Here is a 19,750-nt window from a genome sequence, read left to right as displayed (position 1 = left end):
TCATGAACTGGATCACCAACGTCGTCCGTCCGCGCATCAAGGGCCTGCTGGCGCGGCGCGAAGTGCCCGACAATCTGTGGGTGAAGTGCCCCGACAGCGGGCAGCTCGTCTTCCACAAGGATGTGGAGGCCAATCTGTGGGTGATCCCGGGCTCGGGCTACCACATGCGCATGAAGGCCGATCAGCGCCTGAAAAGCGTGTTCGACAACGGTGAATGGGACGAGATCGCGTTCCGGGACGTGGCGATCGATCCGCTGAAATTCCGCGACGAGAAGCGCTATGTCGACCGGCTGAAGGACGCCCGCAACAAGACCTCGATGAAGGACGCCGTACGCGTGGGCGCGGGCGATCTCGACGGGCTCGAAGTGGTCGTGGCCGTTCAGGATTTCGACTTCATGGGCGGCTCGCTCGGCATGGCGGCGGGCGAGGCCCTGATTGCCGGCCTGACGGAAGCGGCGAACCGCGGCGCTCCGTTCATCCTGTTCGCGGCCTCGGGCGGCGCGCGCATGCAGGAGGGTATCCTTTCGCTGATGCAGATGCCGCGCGTGACGGTGGCCGTGCAGGTGCTGCGCGAGGCCGGCCTTCCCTACATCGTGGTGCTGACCAACCCGACGACGGGCGGCGTGACCGCCTCTTACGCCATGCTGGGCGACATCCAGATCGCGGAGCCGGGCGCGCTGATCGGCTTTGCCGGGCCGCGCGTCATCGAGCAGACGATCCGCGAGAAGCTGCCCGAAGGTTTCCAGCGCTCGGAATATCTCAAGGAACACGGCATGGTGGACATGGTGGTGCATCGCCATGAACTGCGTGGCGTGCTGGGCCGGCTCTGCCGCATCCTGACCAAGCAGCCCGCCGTGACCTTCGTGCAGCCGCCGGTGCCGGCCACCGACGAGGACGTCGCGCTGGAAGCAGCCGCCGAGTGAACGAGCCGCGGGCGGTGACGGACGACAGCGACGCCATTCTGCAGCGCCTGATCGCGTTGCATCCGCGGCGCATCGATCTGTCGCTCGGCCGGATGCAGGCCCTGCTGGAGCGGCTGGACCATCCCGAGCGGCGCGTGCCGCCGGTGATCCATGTGGCCGGCACGAACGGCAAGGGATCGACGGTGGCCTTCCTGCGGGCGATGCTGGAAGCCGCCGGCAAGCGCGTGCACGTCTACACCTCGCCGCATCTCGTGCGCTTTCACGAACGTATCCGGCTGGCCGGAAAGCTGGTGGACGAGGCCGCTCTGGTGGCGGCGCTGGAGCGCGTCGAGGCGGTGAATGCCGGCGAGCCCGTGACGCAGTTCGAGAGCACCACGGCGGCGGCGTTCCTGCTGTTCGCCGACGTGCCGGCCGATGTGCTGCTGCTGGAAGTGGGGCTCGGCGGGCGGCTCGATGCGACGAATGTGATCGACCGGCCGCTTGCTTCCGTGATCACGCCGGTCTCGATCGACCATGTGGGCTTTCTCGGCGATACCATCGAGGAAATCGCCATCGAGAAGGCGGGCGTGCTGAAGCGCGGTGCGCCCGGCATCATTGCCGCCCAGACGGAGGCCGCGCGTGAGGTGATCGAGGTTTGCGCGGCTCGGCTCGGCGTGCGGCTCGTGATCTCAGGACAGGACTGGCAGGCACGCGAGGAGCGCGGGCGGCTGGTCTTTGAGGATGAGGACGGCCTGCTCGATCTGCCCCTGCCGCGACTGGCGGGACGGCATCAGCAGGAGAATGCCGGCACCGCCATCGCGGTGTTGCGCGCGCTGCCGGAACTGGGCGTGAGCGCAGCGGATATCGAGGCCGGGCTGCAGAACGTGTCCTGGCCGGCGCGGCTGCAGCGGCTGACTAACGGCACGCTGCTCGATCTGTTGCCGAAAGGCTCGGAATTGTGGCTCGACGGCGGGCACAATCCGGATGGCGGGCGGGCGGTGGCCGCGGCTATGGCCGAGCTGGAGGAGCGCGTGCAACGTCCGCTGATCCTCGTGGCCGGCATGATCAACACCAAGGATTCGGAAGGTTTCTTCGCGCCGTTCGCGGGGCTTGCCGCCGGCGTTCACACCGTGCCGATCCGCAGCAGCGAAAACGGGCAGAATGCGGAGGAGGTGGCGCTTGCCGCCGATTATGCCGGCCTGCCGGCGCTGCCGCACGACAGCGTGGAAGAGGCGCTGAGCGCCATCGAGGCCGAAGAGGACATGCTGCCGCCGCGCGTGCTGATCCTCGGCTCGCTCTATCTGGCGGGCGAGGTGCTGAGCGCCAACGGCACGCCGCCGGAATGAAAAAAGCCCCCGTTTCCGGGGGCTTTTTCGTGACGCGAGCCTGAGCTCAGATGGAGGCTTCGATCCACTGGGCGAGGCGCGCCTTGGGCGCGGCGCCGACATGGTTCGAGATCTGCTTGCCGTCCTTGAACATCAGCAAAGTGGGGATGGAGCGGACGCCGAACTGCGCGGCGATCTGCGGGTTCTCGTCGATGTTGAGCTTGGCCACCTTGACCTTGCCCGCCAGCTCGCCCGAAATCTCCTCGAGCGCCGGGGCGATCATGCGGCACGGGCCGCACCATTCCGCCCAGAAATCGACGACGACCGGGGTGTCGGACTTCAGCACATCCTCGGCGAAGCTCGAATCGGAAACCTTTACAGTGGCCATATGAACACCTGCCATTTTGCGCCGGATATCCGGCCAAGTTGGGCGGAAGGTAGGAATGTGTCCGCCGCGCGTCAAGGAAGGGCGGGCATGGCGAGGACGCGGCGCAGCATTGCGTCGAGCCGGGCCTCGGGGATGGAGTCGAGCCGGCGCGCCGCTGTCCACAGGATGGCGGCCTCGATAATGCGGCCCGGGAAGATGCGGGCGAGCACCGCGCGATAGAGCGCGAGCTGGGCGACGTAGGAATCGGGCGCCTCGGACGGGACGGCGCGCTCGCTCTTGAAATCGACGATGAGGACGCGCTCTTCCGTCACGAGCAGGCGGTCGATGCGGCCCGCGACCAGCAGAGCCGTGCCGTCGGCGCGCAGGATCTCGCCGGCGACCGGTGCTTCGGCGCGGGCGGCAGGACCGAGCAGATCGGCGAATTGGGGATCGGCGAGGAGGGCCAGCGCCTCGTCGGCCAATGCGGCGCGATCGGGCTGCGGCCAGAGCGCGGCCGTCCGGGCGAGGAAGGCGTGGGCGGCGGGTGCGCGGTCGCTCTCGGGCAGCCCGGGCAGCTCCTCCAGCAGAAGATGCAGGAGATTGCCGCGCTCCAGCGCCGGGACGGCGAAGGATTCTGTGCTTTCGGTGTGGATGTGCGGCAAGGCGCGCGAGGGCGCGAGCGGACGCGGCGCGGCCGTCTCGACGGGGGCGGGCGCGGCGAGCCAGGCCGGAAGGGCGGTTTGCGCGATGGATGGGGCGGGATGCGCGGCGCCCGGGGCAAGCCCGATGGCACCGCGCACCAGAATGTCGCCGCCGAAAGCCGGCACGTTGTGGCGGGTGATTTCGGCCGCGTCCGGACCCTCGAAGCCGTTGAGGATGAGGCTGTACCAGGCGCCCTCGCGCGACGTGCGCTGGCCGACATGGCCGGCGATGACGAGGCGGTCAGCGGCGCGCGTCATGGCGACGTAGAGCAGGCGGCGGTGCTCGCCCTCGTCGGCCGCTTTCTCCAGCGCGCGCGCGGCGGCGAGGGCCGGCGGATCGTCGTCCTTGCGCATGGCCCAGGCGAGCAGAGGGGGCTCGTTCGCGGTGCGGCCGGGATCGTTGATCTCGTAGACGACCGGCGCCATGCCGGGCGCGCGCGGGCAGCCGAAATCGGCCAGCACGACGAGGCCGGCTTCGAGCCCCTTGGCGCCGTGCACGGTCATGACGCGGACCTCGGAGCCCGCGGTGTCGAGGTCGCGCTTGATCATGGCCGGGGCGGCGCGCATCCAGGCGGCGAAGCCGGAGAGGGTGGCCGTCTCGCTTTCGCCATAGGCCATTGCGAGCTGGAGGAATTCGTCGAGCACGTCGTCGACCTCGCCGCCGAGGCGGGCGCGGAACGCCCGGCGACCGCCGCCATGGCCGAGCAGGCCGGCGTAGAAATCGAACGGGCGCTGGCCGCGCGCCTCCGAGGTCCAGCGGGCGAGCCGTTCTTCGGCCGCGTGGAAGCGGCTATCGTCCGACCGGCGCAGGGCGCCGCGCAGGCTGCCACGCCGGGTGGGGGCGAGGCGCATGAGATCATCGTCGTCGAAGCCAAACAGCGGACTTTTCAGGACGCCGGCCAGCGCGAGATCGTCGGCCGGCTGAAGGATGGCGTCGGCGAGCGCGAGACAATCCTGCACGGCGATGTGGCCGCCGAGCTCGAGACGGTCGGCGCCGGCGACGCGGACCTCGGCGTTCTTCAGCTCGCGCAAGATGGCCTCGAACAGGGGGCCGCGGCTGCGCACGAGGATGAGGATCTCGCCCTCCGGAACGGGCGGACAGGGGCCGAGCACGTCTTCGCCGCGCGTCCAGCCGCGCACGGCGCGGGCGATGCGGCGGGCGAGCTGGACGACCGGGCTGGTCTCGGCCATCGCGTCGAGCGGCGCGTTCCAGGGCTTGTCGTCTTCGGTCTTTTCGGCGGGCTCGATCAGGGGCCACAATTCGACCCGGCCCGGCGTATCGAGGCGGGCGGTGTCGTGCACGGTCGGCTCGTTGGCGGAAGACAGGCCGGCATGGGCGAGCGGGTCTGTGAAGGTCTGATCGACCGCACCCAGCACGTCCGAGGTGGAGCGGAAGCTCTGGGTGAGCTGGAGATGGTAGAAGGGCTGCCTCACCGCTTCATGTTGGCTTGTATAGACACGACGCCAACGATCGAATTCGGCAGGGGCCGCGCCCTGAAAGCTGAAGATGGATTGCTTCTCGTCGCCGACCGCGAAGATGGTGCGGGCCTGCGTCCGCGCCCCTTCGCCGGCGGTGAATTCGGCCGCGAGGCCGGAGACGATCTCCCATTGCTCCGGCGAGGTGTCCTGCGCCTCGTCGACGAGAATGTGGTCGATGCCCTGATCGAGCTTGTAATGCACCCATGCCGAGCCGGGCGCGCGCATCAAGGCCCGGGTGTGGGTGATGAGATCGGCGAAATCGAGCGCGCCGCGCCGGGCTTTCTCCGCGCGATAGCCACGCCAGACCGCGTCGGCGATGGTGAGGATGGCGATGCTGCGCTCGCAGGTGGCGGCGGCCTTGCGGCGTTCGAGGAGGGCGACCAGGCGGGCCTGCTCGTCGAGGAGAAGCTGGTAGAGATCCGGACGGGCCTCGCGCAGCTTTTTTGTGACGAAGGGATCGGCGCGGGGCGCCATCTTGCCCGTGAAGCAGACGCCCATATAGGCGGAATGCCGGTCACTCAGGTCGGCGGCAGCGCGCGAACGGTCCAGACAATCCGCGAGGTTCTGATCCTTCGTGGTGCCCGAGCGCAGCCATTCCGTGAGCATCGGCCACGTGGCGAGCATGTCCTGCTCGTCGACGATCTCGGCGTTGATGCCCTCGACGCTGTCGCCCGGCCGAAGGTCGAAGGCGGCGGCCATGCGCTCCGCGATGCGTGCCGAGGCGTCGGTGCCGTCCGGGGCATGCATGAGGGCGTCGAGATGCTCGCCGCGCGTGAGGATTTCGCCCAGGGCGCGGCTCATGGAGAAATCGCTGGTTTCCGCGACGAGCTTAGCCAGCGCGCGGCCGATGGGGCCGTTCGCCTCGCCGGCGGCGAGCGCCAGGACCTCGGCGCGGGCGGCGGCGACCAGTTCGTCGCGGCCGCGATCGTCCAGCACGGTGAAGGAGGCGGGGATGCCGGCCTCGAACGGGAATTGGTGCAGCACGCGTTCGCAGAAGGCGTGGATGGTGAGGACCTTGAGGCCGCCGGGGGTTTCCAGCGCGCGGGCGAACAGGCGGCGGGCACGACGGCGGTTTGTGGCGCCGGTGCCGGCCCCGAGATTACCGAGCTCGGTGTCGAGATCGGGATTGGGGAGGACGGCCCATTTCGCGAGGCGGCCGAACACCCGGTTCGACATGTTGGCGGCGGCGGCCTTGGTGAAGGTGAGGCAGAGGATGCGGGAGGGCTCGACGCCCGCCAAAAGGAGGCGGATGACACGGTTGGACAGCACCGTGGTCTTGCCCGAGCCGGCATTGGCCGAGACCCAGGCCGAGACCCCCGGATCGGAGGCGCGGAGCTGGCGGGCCTTCGTCTCGTCGCTGGCGTGAAGCGTCATTCCTCGCCGCCCTCCTCGGGATCGGGAGCGATGGACCATTCGGCGTAGCGGGCCAGATGGTCGTAATCGCCGGTGATGCCGCGCAGGAATTTCGGCTGGGTGTGGGAGCGGTAGGGCTGATCCAGGTTCTCGAAATCGGCAATCAGGGCCTTCAGCTTGGCGAGCGCCTCGTCGGCCACCTCGGCTGCCGTGCGGTCCTTCAGCTTGATTGTGCGGTCGCGCCCGGCCTCGGCCTGCCCCGAGAGGCGGACATAGATGAATTCTTCGGCCGTGCCGCGCACCGCGCCCTCGAACGCGCCGTGGCGGAGAATGGCGCCTTCCAGCGGCAATTGCGGGGAGAAGCCGACGGTGACTTCCTTGTCGCTGGGCGGCGCGCCGGTCTTGTAATCGACGATGGCGAAGCCGTTCGTCCTGAGATGATCGAGCCGGTCGGCGCGGACGGACAGGGTGAATTCGCGCCCGTTGCCGAGCGGCCAGGACAGGCTGCCGCGCTGCTCGGTGTGGATTTGTGCGATGCCTTCGCGGCGTCCGCGCTCCCAGTCTACGAACCAGCGGGCGATGCGCTGGAAGCGTGGCCACCACAGAGCGCGCACGTCCGGATAGGCCCAGATGGGATCGAAGGCCGCACGGCCGATGGCGCACAGGCGCTGCTCGGCATCCGGGGCGAAGGGGTCTTCCTCCGCGACGAAGCGGGCCAGCGCATCGTGCACGATGGTGCCGCGATCGGAAGCCTGTGGCGGCGCGCCCAGCGGATCGAGAGGCTGCAGGCGCAGAACGTGGCGGGCGTAGATGGCGTAGGGGTCGCGGATCAGCGTCTCGATCTCGGTGACGGAGAGCCGCTGCGGCCGCAATTCGACCGGCGGGCAGGGGCGGGGCGCCTCGATGCGGGTGAGCGGTGCGTGGTCGAGCGCGCGGGCGAACTCCAGATAGGATGTGCCGCGCGCCTTCACCGCATTCCACGCCTCGCCCGAGACGGCGGCGAGGCGTTGCAGCCAGCGCGAGGCGACGCTCGGCGCACCGCCGGCCTTCAGGGCACGGGTGAGCACCACGTCCGAGCCGCCGAGCGCGGTCTCGAAATCGTGGGCGGCGAGGCCGATGCGCCATTCCGGAGGGGGCAGGCCGAGCGCGCCGCGCATGGGACGCGACAGGAAGGCGTCGTTGACGGCCTGCGGCGGCCAGACGCTTTCGATGAGGCCGCCCATGACGATGCGGTCGAAGCCGAGCAGGCGCGCCTCCAATGTGCCCAGCACGCGCAGGCGCGGATGGCCGGCGACGCGGGGCAGGGCGGTGCGACCGCTGAGCATGGCCTTGAACAAGGCCGGATAATCGGAGAGCGCGGCCGGGAGGGGCCTGGCGTCTTCGCTGATCGCTTCCTCGAAGAAGGTATCGAGGCCGGCGCTGTCGGGATCTGGGTCCTCGCCGGGGGCGCTCGTGACGGCATCGAGCGCGGCGCGGTGGGCCATTAGAAGATCGTGCAGCGGGACTTCGCGATGGCCACGGCCGAGCGCACAGAGCGGTTCGAGCGCGGCGTGGAGACGCTCGACGAGCGCATGGGCGGCGGCCCAATCCTCGTCGTTCAGGCGGCGGCGGGTGGAATGGGCATGGCGCGCCTGTTCCGGCGTTTCGGCGCGGGCAATGCGGATGGCCTGACGCAGGCCTTCCGTGCCCGGTGGCGGCGCGGGACCGCGCAATATTCCGAGCTCGAGCGCATTGGCGGCGCGATGCAGCTCGGCGGGTTCGACGCCGAAACGGGCGAGCGGATGGCGCAGCAGGGGAACGAGGTCTTCGGGCGCAAGATCGGTGCGCGCGGCATCGGCCACGAGGCGGGCGAGGGTGCCGACGGGGCTGTCGGCCAGCGGCATGCCGGCGCTGTCCTCGGCATCGATGCCCCAGCGCTTCAGCTCGGCGACGACACGGCGGGCGAGCGGACGGTCGGGCGTGACGAGGGCGACGGTCTTGCCCGGCGTTTCGAGTGTTTCGCGCAGCGCGATGGCGATGACGAGTGCCTCCTCGCGCTCATTGGCGGCTTCGATCAGCGTGAGGCAATCGAGGGCGTGGAGGCTGTCCGCGAGCGGGGTCTCGGACCAGGAATGGGTTTCCTCGGCGGGGAGAAGGGCGCGCGAGACGAGATGGCGGCGGGCGTCGCGGTCCGGATCGGGCCGGGCGACATGGCCGACTTCGCCGCGCTGCACGTCGAGCCGGGTGAGGAGGCGGTGGAAGGCGTGCTGCGGATGCGTCCAGGCGGAGGCGGGCACCGGGCCGTCCGTCTCCTCGCCGCCGATGGCGCGCCAGATGTCGTCGCCGGCGTCGGTGTCGAGGCCTTGCAGCACGACGGCGCCTCGCGGCAGGCGCGAGACGGCGGCCATCAATTCGGCGGTGGCGGGGTTGGTGCCGGTGGAGCCGGCAATGAGGATGGGCGTGTCCGGCCGCTCGCGGGCGATCTTGGCGGCCAGCGCGCGCAGGCCGGCATTGCGACGGGCGGCACCGCCCATCGCGCCGCGCTCCGTGAGGAAGGCGGGCCACGCCTCGGCGGCGATGTTGAGGAAGCCGGTGGTGAGCTTCCAGATCTCGTCATGCTCCGGCGGGACGAGCCCGACGAGCTTTTCCCACGGCACGCCTTCGGTCTCGAAGCTGTCGATGAGGCGGCCGAGCTCGGCGGCGAGCGACATGGCGGACGCGGGGCTCGTCGGGATGAGGTCGGCCGCGTCGTCCGGCTGGACGATGGCGCCGGACACGGCCCTTGCCCATTGCTGGATGAGCCGCGCGAGGATGAGCCGGCGCGCCGTTTCGCCGATGGCGGGCGGCAGCTCGGGGGAGGCGATGTCCTCCGGTGCGGCGAAGGGGTCTTCGTCCTCGGCGAAATCGCCCAGAGCCGCGATGCGGGGCAGAAGGGCCGCGCCGCCGAGCTTGCGGGCGAAAATGGCCTCGAGCTCGCGCGCGGAGCGGCGGGTGGGCAGATAGATGCGGGCATCGAGCAATGCGAGCGGATCGTCGGCGGCGCGCACGCCCGCGAGGAGCCCGCCCTCGATGAGGTAATCGGCCAGCACGTCGAGGAAGGGAACGCCCGGCGGGATCGTCAAGACGTTGGGGCGCGTCCTGTCAGGCGGCGCTTTCGGCATAGCATGCCTCCGCCTCGGCGATGGCCTCCGGCGTGCCGACATGCATCCACAGGCCTTCCATGCGCAGGCCGAACAGACGGCCCCCATCTATGGCGCGGTCGAACAGCCGGTTGAGCGAGAACGGGCCGTCCGGCGTGCCGGCGAAGATGTCCGGCCGGACGATCATGGCCCCGGCATAGACGAAGGGAGCGACGTCGCGCTCGGCGCGGCGGGTGAGGCGGCCGTCGCCATCGGACAGGAAGTCGCCGCGCCCGTCATAGCCGACGCTGCAGGCCGTGGGGGCCAGCAGGAGCAGCATGTCCATGGCGGCGGGGTCGAACAGATCGGCCAGCGTGCGCAGGTTCGGCCGCAGGCCCTCGATCCAGATCGTGTCGGCGTTGATGACGAAGAAGGGGTCCGTGCCGAGCCGGGACAGCGCCTTCTTCACGCCGCCGCCGGAATCGAGCAGAGCGGTGCGCTCGTCGGACAGGACGATCTGAGGCCGCTCTCGCGTCTCCAGATGGGCTTCGAGAATATCGGCGTGGTGGTGGAGGTTGACCACGGCGCGCTCGACGCCCGCTGCCGCCAGCCGGTCGAGAACGTGATCGATGAGTGGCCGCTCGCACACCGGCACCATGGGCTTCGGCATGGTGTTCGTCAGCGGCCGCATGCGGGTGCCGAGGCCGGCGGCGAGCACCATTGCGGAGCGGATCTGGCTCATTTCGCGGCCGCGTTCCCGAGAGGGCCCATCGTCTCGTCGTACCAGGCCCGTAGATCGGCCAGCGACGGATGGGCGAGATTGCGTTCGAGATAATGCAGCAGGCGCGGCAGATGGGCGAGATAGTTCTGTTTGCCGTCGCGCACCGCGAGCCGGACGAAGATGCCGAGGATCTTGGTGGCGCGCTGGGCGCCGAGCGTGGCGTAGGCCCGGGCGAAGGCGGCGGGGTCGAACACCTGCGGCGCGGCGCGGCGGGCGCCGACATAACGCAGCAGCATGGACATTTCGAGCGTTTCCGGCACGTCGATCCGCGCATCCTGCAGGAGGGAAACGAGGTCGTAGGCCGGATGGCCGATCACGGCATCCTGGAAATCGAGCAGGCCCACGCGGCGCAATTCCTTGCGATCGGGCAGCCACATCAGATTGGGGGAATGGTAATCGCGCAGGACCCAGGTGGGGACAGCGTCGGCCAGCGGCTCGACGGCCTTGCGCCACAGCCGGACGAAACGCTCGCGGTCCACGTCGCGCGCGGAGATGCCGGCATGGGGCAGGTACCAATCGACCAGAAGCTCGACCTCGATCAGGAGCGCGTCCCGGTCATAAAGCGGGACCTGATAGGCGTCGCCGTCCTCCATCGGGATTTCGCCGGGCAGCTCGATGGCGTGCAGGGCGGCCAGAAGATCGGTCGCGGCGGCGATGCGCTCCTGCGCGTATTCCCCGCCGACGAGGAGGGTTTCCCGGCCGAAATCCTCGGTCAGGAGGAGGCCGCGATCGAGATCGCTGGCGTGGATCTTCGGCGCGGAAAAGCCGGCACCGCGCAGCCCGTCCGCCAGCGCCACGAAGGGGCGGACGTCTTCGGCGAGATGGGCGATCCGGCTGTAGGGCTTGCCGTCGCGGATGGGTGGACCATCCGGCCGGCGCGGGGCGTCCATGAGGATGGCGCTGCGCTCGGGCACGACGAGCTTCTCGTAGCGGCGCGAGGAGGCGTCGCCCTGGATGTGAATGCGGGTGGCGCCGGACCAGCCGGCCATGTCGAGGAAGGCGGCGATCTCCAGACCGCGGGCGATGCGGCCGAGCCAGGGGCCCGGCGCCTCGATCCGAACGCGGCGGGCGCGCTCCGGAGCCTGCGGATCCATGGAGAAGGTGAGGGCAAGCGCCTCGCGCGTCAGTTCCGGATCGGCGCGGTCCGGCCATTCCACCAAGGATATGGCGCTCGGGCCGGCCTCGTCCCAGCCGATCTCGGACAGCTCGGCGGCGTCGGCGATGCGGTAGAGGTCGGCATGGAGGATGGGGCCGCGCGCCGTCTCGTAGGTCTGGATCAGGCTGAAGGTGGGGCTCGGCACGTCGAGGTCGGGATCGCCCGCGAGCTGGCGGATGATGTGGCGGGCGAAGGTGGTCTTGCCGGAGCCGAGATCGCCCGACAGGGCAATGACGTCGCCCGGCGCGAGAAGGGGCGCCAGCGCCGCCGCGAACCGGGCGGTGGCCGCTTCGTCGGCGAGGGTGAGAACCTGATCAGGATCGGCTGGTCTGCTCATGCTCATTCGGCGGCCAGTTGGGCCGCGCGTCCGTTCAGCGGGAAGGTGCAGGTGACGCGGGTGCCCTGGTCCGGATGGCTGTCGATGGCCACCGTGCCGCCGTGCAGCTCGACGAAGGAACGCACGATGGACAGGCCGAGCCCCGCGCCGCGATGCCGCGAACCCTCGGTGTGGCTCTCGAAGCGATCGAACACGCGCTCCAGCAATTCGGGCGCGATGCCGGGGCCGTTGTCGCTGACGGTGAAGAACAGCACCTCGCCCTGACGCGTGACCGAGAGGCTGACCTTCTCACCCTCCGGACTGAAGCCGATGGCGTTGGACAGGAGATTGAACAGCACCTGCCGGATGCGTTTCTCGTCGGCGATGAAGGTGCCGATGTCGTTGGGGATGGTGATTTCCAGCGTGAGGCGGGTGTCCGCCAGCCGCCCGCGCACGCCCTCCACCGCGAATTGCACGGCGGCGCGCACGTCGACATGGTCGAGCTCCAGCTCCATGGCGCCGGCGTCGATCGTCGCGAGATCGAGGATGTCGTTGATGATGGTGTAGAGCGAGGCCGAGGATTCGAGGACGTGGCCGGCATAATCGCGCTGGCGCGGCGTGAGAGGGCCGGTCGACGGATCGACGAGGAGCTCGGTGAAGCCGATGATGTTGGTGAGCGGCGAGCGCAGCTCGTAGGAGACGTGCTTGACGAAGGCGTTCTTCAGCCGGTCGGCCGCTTCCAGCGCCTCGTTGCGGTCGATCAGCATGCGCTCCATGGCGACGCTGGCGGTGATGTCCGAGAAGGTGACCACGGTCGCGCCATCGGGCAGCGGTACGGTGGCGATGTCGATGGTGACGCCGTCGGTGCGCTGGATGCGGCCCTGCGCCGGAACGCGGCCTTCCGGCATGGCGGTGATGGCCGCCTTCAGCATGGTCCACGGCTCGGCGGCCTCATGCAGCGCGCGGCACATGGCGAACACGCGGTCGGCGTGGGGCTTCGTGTCCAGCTCGGCGGGCGCCAGACGCCACATGGCGGCAAAGACCGGATTGAAGAGCCGGAGCCGGCCGTCGGAGCCGAACACCGCGACGCCCTCGCCCAGCACGTCGAGCGTCTCGCGCTGGACGCGGATCAGCGAATTGTAACGCGATTCCAGGTTGATGCGCTCGGACACGTCGTCGAACAGATAGGTGACGCCGCCCTCCGGATTGGGCGTCTGCACCACGCGCATGGTGCGGCCGTCGGGCAGATGCCACCAATGCTCGCGCGGCTCGACGGCGCGGTAGGCCTCCTGAAGCTGGGCCTTCCATTCGCGGAAATTCGGCGGCTCGGGCAGGGCTTCCTCGCCGCGCAGCCGGTCCCAGATGGTGGAATCGGTGGGCTCCTGGATCAGGAAGCCGGGATCGAGCTTCCAGATCTGGCGGAAGGCCTGGTTGTGGAAGGCGAGGCGGCCATCGGCACGGAAGATGGCGACGCCGGTGTGCAATTCGTCCAGCGTCTTGCGGTGGGAGGCGGTGCGGCGGGCGAGATCGCCGCGCACATCCTCGAGGTCCGACACGTCGATGGCCATGCCGTAGCGGGTGGCGCCGTCCGAGAACTCGCACAGATCGAACATGCGGCGCTGGCCGGCGGCGATGGCAGGCGCGGTGGTGCGGAACGGCTGGCCGGACACGAGCGCGGCGCTGGCCGCCTCGCGTACGGGCGCATCGAACAATTCGAGCGCGCCATCGACCGCGGCCTGTGGGCTTGCCGCCTCCACGGCGCGGGCATAGGCCGGGTTGACCCAGGTGAGGCGGCCATCCGGCGCCCGCAGCCAGGCCGGCTGGGGCACACCGTCGAGCAGCGCGCTGAGGCGGTCTAGCTCGCCCTGGATGACGGTCTGGCGGTTGTGCATCTGCGCGATGGTGAGGCGCTCGCTCTGCACGCAGCGGATGCGCAGAAGCGCCCGCCCGCCGACTGCGCGGCCCTCGATGGCGATGTGCTGGCCGCGACGGCTGCGGACCAAAGTCTCGAACCCCTCGCCGCGCGTGCGCAAGGTGTCTACCAGGCCTTCCATCCGCACCGCTTCGTCGGTGGACAGCCAGGCGCCGAAGCCCAGAACGCGGCGGCCGGCGGGAACGCCGCTCTCGGCCTCCAGCGCGCCATCGACCTCGACCTCGCCGCCGGGATCGTTGAACGTGACGATGATCTGCGGCTCGGCCGCGATCAGCGCCTCGGTGCGGTCGAGCCGCGCCCGCAGATCGCTGACCGTGCTGCGCAGCTCGGCCTCGCGCTCATTGGCGCCGATGCGCCAGCGCGCGAACAGATAGGTGGTGGCGGTGGTGACGAAGACGAGGCCGAGCGAGATGGCGAGCGGCCCAAGCCCCGCATGCTGCTGCGGATCGAGAGAAAAGGGTGCAGCCGACGCCCCCGCCGGCCACACAGCCGCCAGGACGGGCGAAAGCGCGAGCCCCCGCCGAGCCACCCGAAACCGGGCCCCCCTGGACCGGATGTGCATCCTATCTCCGCCTCGCCGATCCCCCTGGCCGCCGCATGAGGGGCCAGCTCCCCGAATCAGTTTCAATGTACCTGCAACCGGACTCGCGCCAAAATGTTCGTGCGGCCACACAGCCCGAAAATGGAAACGGGCCCGCGAAGGGCCCGTTTCTGTGGATAGAGCGGGGATAAACCCCGGCCCGATCAATAGCGGTAATGGTCCGGCTTGAAGGGGCCGGCCTGCGGCACGCCGATATAGGAGGACTGCTTGTCCGACAGCTTGGAGAGCTTGACGCCCACCTTGTCGAGATGCAGCGCGGCGACCTTTTCGTCGAGGTGCTTGGGCAGGACGTAGACTTCCTTGCCGTAGCGCTCCGGGTGCACGAACAGCTCGATCTGCGCCAGGGTCTGGTTGGTGAACGAGGCCGACATCACGAAGCTCGGATGGCCGGTGGCGTTGCCGAGATTCACCAGGCGGCCTTCGGACAGCAGGATGATGCGCTTGCCGTCGGCGAACTCGATCTCGTCGACCTGCGGCTTCACGTTCGACCATTTCAGGTTCTTGAGCGCGGCGACCTGAATCTCCGAGTCGAAATGGCCGATGTTGCAGACGATGGCCCGGTCCTTCATCTCGCGCATGTGCTCGATGGTGATGACGTCCACATTGCCGGTGGCCGTCACGAAGATGTCGGCGCGCGGGGCGGCGTCTTCCATGGTGACGACTTCATAGCCTTCCATCGCGGCCTGAAGCGCGCAGATCGGATCGACCTCGGAGACGAGCACGCGGCAGCCGGCATTGCGCAGCGAGGCGGCCGAGCCCTTGCCGACATCGCCGAAGCCCGCGACCATGGCCACCTTGCCGGCCATCATCACGTCCGTGCCGCGGCGGATGCCGTCGACCAGGCTCTCCTTGCAGCCGTAGAGGTTGTCGAACTTCGACTTCGTCACCGAGTCGTTGACGTTGATGGCGGGCCACAGCAGCGTGCCCTTCTTCTGCATGTCGTAGAGACGATGCACGCCGGTGGTGGTCTCTTCCGTGACGCCGCGGATGCTCTGGGCGCACTTCGTGTAGAAGCCGGGGTTCGATTTCAGGCGGCCCTTGATGGCTGCGAACAGCACTTCCTCTTCCTCGTTGTCGGGCTTGTCGAGGAAGGCGGTGTCGCCGGCCTCGGCGCGGGCGCCGAGATGGACGAGGGCGGTGGCGTCGCCGCCGTCATCGAGGATCATGTTGGGCACGCCGCCGTCGGCCCATTCGAAGATGCGGTGGGTGTATTCCCAGTAATCCGTGAGGCTCTCGCCCTTGATGGCGAATACGGGGGTGCCGGTGGCGGCGATGGCGGCGGCCGCGTGGTCCTGCGTCGAATAGATGTTGCACGATGCCCAGCGCACATCGGCGCCGAGCGCCTTCAGGGTCTCGATGAGCACGCCGGTCTGGATCGTCATGTGCAGGGAGCCGGCGATGCGCGCGCCCTTCAGCGGCTGCGACGGCCCGAACTCCTCGCGCGTCTTCATCAGGCCGGGCATCTCGATCTCGGCGATCGTCAGCTCCTTGCGGCCCCAATCGGCAAGGCCGATGTCGGCGATGGCGTAATCGTTCGTGTTCGTCGCGTGCACGTTCATGCGGGATCTCCCTGGAATTTGGCGGGCTTGTAGCACGCGGGGAGATGCCCGGCAATGTTGGTATAAAGATGTCTTTATGTGGCCAGAAAGGAGCATTGCGACTAGAAGGTGTGGTCCTAGGCACATCCTATACTAGGCCTAGCCATGGCTTTTTTAGGCTAGAGGTATATTATATGAGCTGATTGTCCACACTATGTGTGGTTCGTGCCGTGCAAGGTTAGCTTGCGCGGCTTTTGTGACTCAGGTGAGGCGAACGACGAGAGGTCTTCGACTATGCCCTACAAACCTTCGCATGTTGCTAATGCCTTTTTGAACCGGGCGCGCGCAGAAGGTTTTTCTGTTGATCAGCTAAAAATACAAAAGCTGGTGTATTTTCAACATGGGTGGTTTTTGGCCACTCGAAATGCCCCTGCAGTGGGAGACCTGTTTGAAGCGTGGCCCTACGGTCCCGTTCTCTCCTCCTTATACCAGGAATTTAAAGCTAACGGATCTAGCCCTATTCAAGGGTGGGCTACAGATATCGATCCTTTGACCGGTGACAACAAGGCGCTCATGGTGAATTTGAGTGACCGATACTTCTATGATGTATTTGATCAAGTCTGGAATCGGTATAAAGGTTACAGTGGGCTCTATTTATCTAACTTAACGCACGCGCCCGGAACCCCTTGGTCTAAAGCTCGCGAGCGCGGTGCGACATATCTGAAGAATGAGGAGATCAAAGAGCATTTCATAGAGATCGCGAATAAATAACTTTGAACAAGGCTCTGGTTGGCATGACGATAGCTGATGATATTGGGCCAGAAATTCAGCCTGCGGAAGAGAGCGTAGCCGGCAGCGAAACCGTAGATTTGAGTAAGATTCGCTATGCGCCTACCGAAGTTCCCAGCGCGACACCTGGGGCCTCCGCGCACAAGGAAGCCAGTATGCTGGCTCATGAGGCGGAGCAATTTAAGAAAGAGCTGGGGCTTCTCGGAATTCCATTTGGGGGGCGTAGCGAAAAGCCCGGAAATATTTCGGCTTTGGTGATATGCGTCTCGTTAGCATTGATTTTTATAATATATGCCGCAGAGCGAATTATTTCGGTCAAGTTTGGAGATAGCGTCTCTAGCTTTGATTTTGACCGCATTTTCGGGGCGCTTACGAGCATAATAACCCTCGTGCTGGGATACCTGTTCGGAAGCAATGAGCGGTCCGGTAAGTAGCTGATCTTCTGGCTCTTAACCTTAGCCCGCGTCGGCGCAAAGCCGCGGCCTTTCAAGCCCCCTCAATCCACCGTCACGCCCTTTTCGCCGATGCTGATGTCGAGCGTGTTCTGGTCGCGCTCGTAGGCCTGGTAGGCGAAGAAGCCGATGCCGGCGGCGAGGACGAAGATGATGGCGATGAGGACGGGGCGGGACATGCTGTTTTCCTGTGGTGCGGAATGTGCCGGCTGAACGGACCAGTGCTGTGAGCTTGATTTAATTCCGGAGGATGGGCGGTCGTTCCCGCGACATGGCCGGGGTTGGTGTCCGCGCTTACTTCCCCATGCCCGGAATGTAGCCCGTGATCCGGCCCATCAGGCCTTCGTTTTTCGCCTTCTCGGCGGCGGCTTTTTCCTCGGCGCGTTCCTTTTCGAGCGCGTCGACGCGGGCGGTGAGGGCCTTGATGGCGTCGGCCTGGGCGTTGGCGCGGTCGGTGGTGACCTGGCAATCCCATTTGCCGCCCCGCAGGCCGCAGAGATCGAACACGCCCGTGTGGGCGTCGAGCCTGATGACCTGATCGTTCAGCTCCAGAAGCTGGTAGCGGCCGTTCTGGGCGAGATCGGCCAAGGTCTGCTGCTGGGCGTGGGCCGTGACGGGCAGGAGGACGAGGGCGGCAAGGACGAGGCGGCGCATGGCATGGGCACTCCGGAAGATGTGGAGTTCATGCGACGCGCAGCGGGCGAAAGTGGGGCGGGTGCGCCTCAGCTTTCGCGGTGGATCTGCCAGCCGCCCCAGGACTGGCTGACGGGCATGACTTCGAGCGAATTGATGTTGACGTGCGGCGGCTGGCCCGCCACCCAGAATACGGTCTCGGCGATGTCCTCGGCCTGGAGCGGGTTGGCGCCCTTGTACAGCGCGTCGTTGGCCTGCCGGCTGCCGCTGGTGCGCACGAGGGTGAACTCGGTCTCGCACATGCCCGGCTCGATGGAGGTGACGCGCACGCCCGTGCCGTGCAGATCCGACCGCAGGCCGAGCGAGAACTGGCGCACGAAGGCTTTCGTGCCGCCATAGACGTTGCCGCCGGGATAGGGCCAGTTCGAGGCCGCCGAGGCGATGTTGACGATGAGGCCGCGCCGCTCGATGAGGCGGGGCAGCAGACGGTGCGTGATGGTGGCGAGGCCGGTGACGTTGGTGGCGATCATGGTGCGCCATTGATCGAGCGAGGTGTCGGGCGCGCGGTCGGTGCCGAGCGCGAGGCCGGCATTGTTGACCAGCACGTCGATGGCGCGGAAACCCTCCGGGAGGCTTTCGAGCGCCGTCTCGATGGCGGTCTCGTCGGTGATGTCGAAGGCGAGGGGGTGAAAGCTCTCGCCCAGCTCGGATTTCAGGCCCTCGAGGCGCTCGGCGCGGCGGCCTGTGCCGATGACCCGCCAGCCGCCGCCCGCGAAGCGACGCGCCATGGCTTCGCCGAAGCCAGAGGTCGTTCCCGTGATGAGGATGGTGCCGGTCATTGCTGCTGCTCCCGCGAGTCGGATGTCGTGCGCCGACAATCGTTATTCGCGGGGCGGGATGCAAGCCGGGCGCCCACCCCCGCCGGCTCAGATGAGCGGTTTGTTGCGCGTCTCGGTGTCGATGGCCAGCACGCCGATGGCCGCGATGACGAGGAGGCCCGAGAAGACGCCGAGCGCGAGGCCGAAGCTGGCCGCCATGATGGGCGCCATGACGGACGGCGCCAGTAGGCCGCCGGCGCGCGCCATGGCCCCCGCCGCGCCCATGCCCGTGGCGCGCAGATTGGTGGGGTAGATCTCCGGCGTGAAGGCGTAGAGCGCGCCCCAGGTGCCGAGCAGCGCGAAGCTCATGAGCAGCGAGGCCGAGGCGATGCTGGCGGAGGACGCGGCGAGGCCGTAGAGCCCGCAGCCGGCGGCGCTGAGGATGAGGAAGCCCGCCAGGGTGTGGCGGCGGCCCCATTTCTCGACGCCGTAGGCCGCCAGCGCATAACCGGGGATCTGCGCGAGCGCGATGAGGATGAGGAAGGCGTTGCCGCGCACGAAGCCGAAGCCCTGGCCCGCGAGCTGCGAGGGCAGCCACACGAACACGCCGTAATAGGAGACCGAGACCAGAAACCACGCCAGCAAGACGAGCACGCTGCGGCGGCGGATCTCCGGCGCGAACAGAGCCGCGATGGAGGCCTTCGGCAGGATGGGCTCGGACAGCTCGCCCGCTGCGAGCTGGCGGCCATTGGTGGATGCGATCTTGGCGAGCACCTCCTGCGCCTCGGCCCCCCGGCCCGTGCGCAGGAGGTAGAGCGGGGATTCGGGCACCCAGAACCGCAGCACGATGCCGATAAGGGCCGGCACGGCGGTGACGATGAAGAGGATGCGCCATGCCTCCTCCGCGCCGGAGCTGACCACCAGCCAGCTGGCCACGGCGAGGATGATGGTGCCGATGGCCCAGAAGCCTTCCAGCGCCACAAGCCAGCGGCCGCGCCGGTCGGCCGGCAGGAATTCGGCCATCATGGCGTAATCGACCGGCAGGGTGCCGCCGACGCCGACGCCCGTGAGGAAGCGGAAGGCGAGAAGCCAGGCGAAATCGGGCGCGAAGGCCGAGGCGAGGCCGAACACGGCGTCGATGAGGACGGTGATGATGAGCACGCGGCGGCGGCCGATGCGGTCGGCCACGCGGCCGAACACGAAGGCGCCGATGAGCATGCCGAGGAAGAACAGCGTTCCCGTGGCCAGCGCGCCCGGCACGGTGAGGCCGAAGCTCTTGGCGATGGACGGGGCGGTGAAGCCGATGGCCAGCACCTGCATGGCATCCGCCGCCCAGACGATGCCGAACACGCCGAGCAGGCGTTTCTGGAACCGCCCGACGCCGGCGGACGACAATGCGTGATCGTAGGAAATGGCCGACATGATGCCCCCGCTGTGTTAGCCCATGCCGCTTCTAGAACTCGATCTTTACCGACTGCAAGCCTGTTTTTCTTGCAACCTCCAAGTAT

Annotated in this window: 15 protein-coding genes; 4 read left to right on the top strand and 11 right to left on the bottom strand. The window is 67.9% G+C overall.

What is annotated here, in order from left to right; all coding sequences use genetic code 11:
* Window positions 1-2: 2 nt before the first annotated feature.
* Together accD and ACQ6S1_RS07805 are read left to right on the top strand one after the other, a co-directional pair.
* Window positions 3-923 (top strand): acetyl-CoA carboxylase, carboxyltransferase subunit beta, encoded by a 921-nt coding sequence (gene accD / locus ACQ6S1_RS07810; RefSeq protein WP_445040625.1) that lies wholly within the window; start codon window positions 3-5, stop codon window positions 921-923.
* Window positions 920-2,248 (top strand): bifunctional folylpolyglutamate synthase/dihydrofolate synthase, encoded by a 1,329-nt coding sequence (locus ACQ6S1_RS07805; RefSeq protein ID WP_445040624.1) that lies wholly within the window; start codon window positions 920-922, stop codon window positions 2,246-2,248. The genes accD and ACQ6S1_RS07805 overlap by 4 nt, the downstream gene beginning before the upstream one ends.
* Before the next feature lie 46 nt (window positions 2,249-2,294).
* Here the strand turns inward: ACQ6S1_RS07805 and trxA are convergent, their stop codons facing one another.
* The 7 genes from trxA to ahcY all read right to left on the bottom strand — a co-directional run bounded on the left by trxA (window position 2,295) and on the right by ahcY (window position 15,571).
* Window positions 2,295-2,615, bottom strand: coding sequence for a thioredoxin (gene trxA / locus ACQ6S1_RS07800; RefSeq protein WP_445040623.1), 321 nt, complete (start codon window positions 2,613-2,615; stop codon window positions 2,295-2,297).
* Window positions 2,616-2,686: 71 nt separating this feature from the next.
* Window positions 2,687-6,148, bottom strand: a complete 3,462-nt coding sequence (gene addA, locus ACQ6S1_RS07795; protein WP_445040622.1) for a double-strand break repair helicase AddA — start codon at window positions 6,146-6,148, stop codon at window positions 2,687-2,689.
* Window positions 6,145-9,267: a double-strand break repair protein AddB gene (gene addB, locus ACQ6S1_RS07790; protein ID WP_445040621.1), complete on the bottom strand. Its 3,123-nt coding sequence runs from the start codon at window positions 9,265-9,267 to the stop codon at window positions 6,145-6,147. The genes addA and addB overlap by 4 nt, the downstream gene beginning before the upstream one ends.
* Window positions 9,248-9,967 (bottom strand): nucleotidyltransferase family protein, encoded by a 720-nt coding sequence (locus tag ACQ6S1_RS07785; protein ID WP_445040620.1) that lies wholly within the window; start codon window positions 9,965-9,967, stop codon window positions 9,248-9,250. Before ACQ6S1_RS07785 ends, addB begins: the two co-directional genes overlap by 20 nt.
* Complete coding sequence (tsaE, locus tag ACQ6S1_RS07780; protein WP_445040619.1) at window positions 9,964-11,499, bottom strand: tRNA (adenosine(37)-N6)-threonylcarbamoyltransferase complex ATPase subunit type 1 TsaE; 1,536 nt, start codon at window positions 11,497-11,499, stop codon at window positions 9,964-9,966. The genes ACQ6S1_RS07785 and tsaE overlap by 4 nt, the downstream gene beginning before the upstream one ends.
* Before the next feature lie 2 nt (window positions 11,500-11,501).
* On the bottom strand, window positions 11,502-13,973 hold the full coding sequence (locus ACQ6S1_RS07775; protein WP_445040618.1) for an ATP-binding protein: 2,472 nt from the start codon (window positions 13,971-13,973) through the stop codon (window positions 11,502-11,504).
* A 182-nt stretch (window positions 13,974-14,155) separates the two neighbouring features.
* Window positions 14,156-15,571 carry an adenosylhomocysteinase gene (ahcY, locus tag ACQ6S1_RS07770; protein WP_445040617.1) on the bottom strand — a complete coding sequence of 472 codons (1,416 nt, stop codon included), beginning with the start codon at window positions 15,569-15,571 and terminating at the stop codon, window positions 14,156-14,158.
* 273 nt (window positions 15,572-15,844) lie between these two features.
* Between ahcY and ACQ6S1_RS07765 the strand changes: the two genes are divergently transcribed.
* Both ACQ6S1_RS07765 and ACQ6S1_RS07760 read left to right on the top strand, forming a co-directional pair.
* Window positions 15,845-16,321 carry a Panacea domain-containing protein gene (locus ACQ6S1_RS07765; protein ID WP_445040616.1) on the top strand — a complete coding sequence of 159 codons (477 nt, stop codon included), beginning with the start codon at window positions 15,845-15,847 and terminating at the stop codon, window positions 16,319-16,321.
* Between the two features lie 23 nt (window positions 16,322-16,344).
* Complete coding sequence (locus tag ACQ6S1_RS07760; protein ID WP_445040615.1) at window positions 16,345-16,773, top strand: hypothetical protein; 429 nt, start codon at window positions 16,345-16,347, stop codon at window positions 16,771-16,773.
* A gap of 62 nt (window positions 16,774-16,835) precedes the next feature.
* On the opposite strand, the gene ACQ6S1_RS07755 is transcribed toward ACQ6S1_RS07760, so the two are convergent.
* From ACQ6S1_RS07755 to ACQ6S1_RS07740, 4 genes are all read right to left on the bottom strand, one after another.
* The gene (locus ACQ6S1_RS07755) at window positions 16,836-16,970 is read right to left on the bottom strand and encodes a hypothetical protein (RefSeq protein ID WP_445040614.1); all 135 of its coding nucleotides are present in this window, start codon (window positions 16,968-16,970) and stop codon (window positions 16,836-16,838) included.
* Window positions 16,971-17,085: 115 nt separating this feature from the next.
* Complete coding sequence (locus ACQ6S1_RS07750) at window positions 17,086-17,445, bottom strand: hypothetical protein (RefSeq protein WP_445040613.1); 360 nt, start codon at window positions 17,443-17,445, stop codon at window positions 17,086-17,088.
* Between the two features lie 68 nt (window positions 17,446-17,513).
* Complete coding sequence (locus tag ACQ6S1_RS07745; protein ID WP_445040612.1) at window positions 17,514-18,263, bottom strand: SDR family NAD(P)-dependent oxidoreductase; 750 nt, start codon at window positions 18,261-18,263, stop codon at window positions 17,514-17,516.
* Window positions 18,264-18,350: 87 nt separating this feature from the next.
* Window positions 18,351-19,664 carry an MFS transporter gene (locus ACQ6S1_RS07740; RefSeq protein ID WP_445040611.1) on the bottom strand — a complete coding sequence of 438 codons (1,314 nt, stop codon included), beginning with the start codon at window positions 19,662-19,664 and terminating at the stop codon, window positions 18,351-18,353.
* Between the last annotated feature and the right edge of the window lie 86 nt (window positions 19,665-19,750).

This window comes from Terrihabitans aquatilis, from assembly GCF_052542005.1.
Note: the sequence above shows the minus strand (reverse complement) of the source record. Positions and strands in the feature narration are given on the sequence as shown.

Excerpts from the sequence above, each read along its gene's own strand:
- ACQ6S1_RS07785 (WP_445040620.1), bottom strand. The coding sequence starts at position 9,967 with ATGAGCCAGATCCGCTCCGCAATGGTGCTCGCCGCCGGCCTCGGCACC.
- ACQ6S1_RS07740 (WP_445040611.1), bottom strand. The coding sequence starts at position 19,664 with ATGTCGGCCATTTCCTACGATCACGCATTGTCGTCCGCCGGCGTCGGG.
- ACQ6S1_RS07755 (WP_445040614.1), bottom strand. The coding sequence starts at position 16,970 with ATGTCCCGCCCCGTCCTCATCGCCATCATCTTCGTCCTCGCCGCCGGC.
- ACQ6S1_RS07775 (WP_445040618.1), bottom strand. The coding sequence starts at position 13,973 with ATGCACATCCGGTCCAGGGGGGCCCGGTTTCGGGTGGCTCGGCGGGGG.
- trxA (WP_445040623.1), bottom strand. The coding sequence starts at position 2,615 with ATGGCCACTGTAAAGGTTTCCGATTCGAGCTTCGCCGAGGATGTGCTG.
- addA (WP_445040622.1), bottom strand. The coding sequence starts at position 6,148 with ATGACGCTTCACGCCAGCGACGAGACGAAGGCCCGCCAGCTCCGCGCC.
- addB (WP_445040621.1), bottom strand. The coding sequence starts at position 9,267 with ATGCCGAAAGCGCCGCCTGACAGGACGCGCCCCAACGTCTTGACGATC.
- ACQ6S1_RS07745 (WP_445040612.1), bottom strand. The coding sequence starts at position 18,263 with ATGACCGGCACCATCCTCATCACGGGAACGACCTCTGGCTTCGGCGAA.
- ACQ6S1_RS07760 (WP_445040615.1), top strand. The coding sequence starts at position 16,345 with ATGACGATAGCTGATGATATTGGGCCAGAAATTCAGCCTGCGGAAGAG.
- ACQ6S1_RS07765 (WP_445040616.1), top strand. The coding sequence starts at position 15,845 with ATGCCCTACAAACCTTCGCATGTTGCTAATGCCTTTTTGAACCGGGCG.
- ahcY (WP_445040617.1), bottom strand. The coding sequence starts at position 15,571 with ATGAACGTGCACGCGACGAACACGAACGATTACGCCATCGCCGACATC.
- ACQ6S1_RS07750 (WP_445040613.1), bottom strand. The coding sequence starts at position 17,445 with ATGCGCCGCCTCGTCCTTGCCGCCCTCGTCCTCCTGCCCGTCACGGCC.
- tsaE (WP_445040619.1), bottom strand. The coding sequence starts at position 11,499 with ATGAGCAGACCAGCCGATCCTGATCAGGTTCTCACCCTCGCCGACGAA.
- accD (WP_445040625.1), top strand. The coding sequence starts at position 3 with ATGAACTGGATCACCAACGTCGTCCGTCCGCGCATCAAGGGCCTGCTG.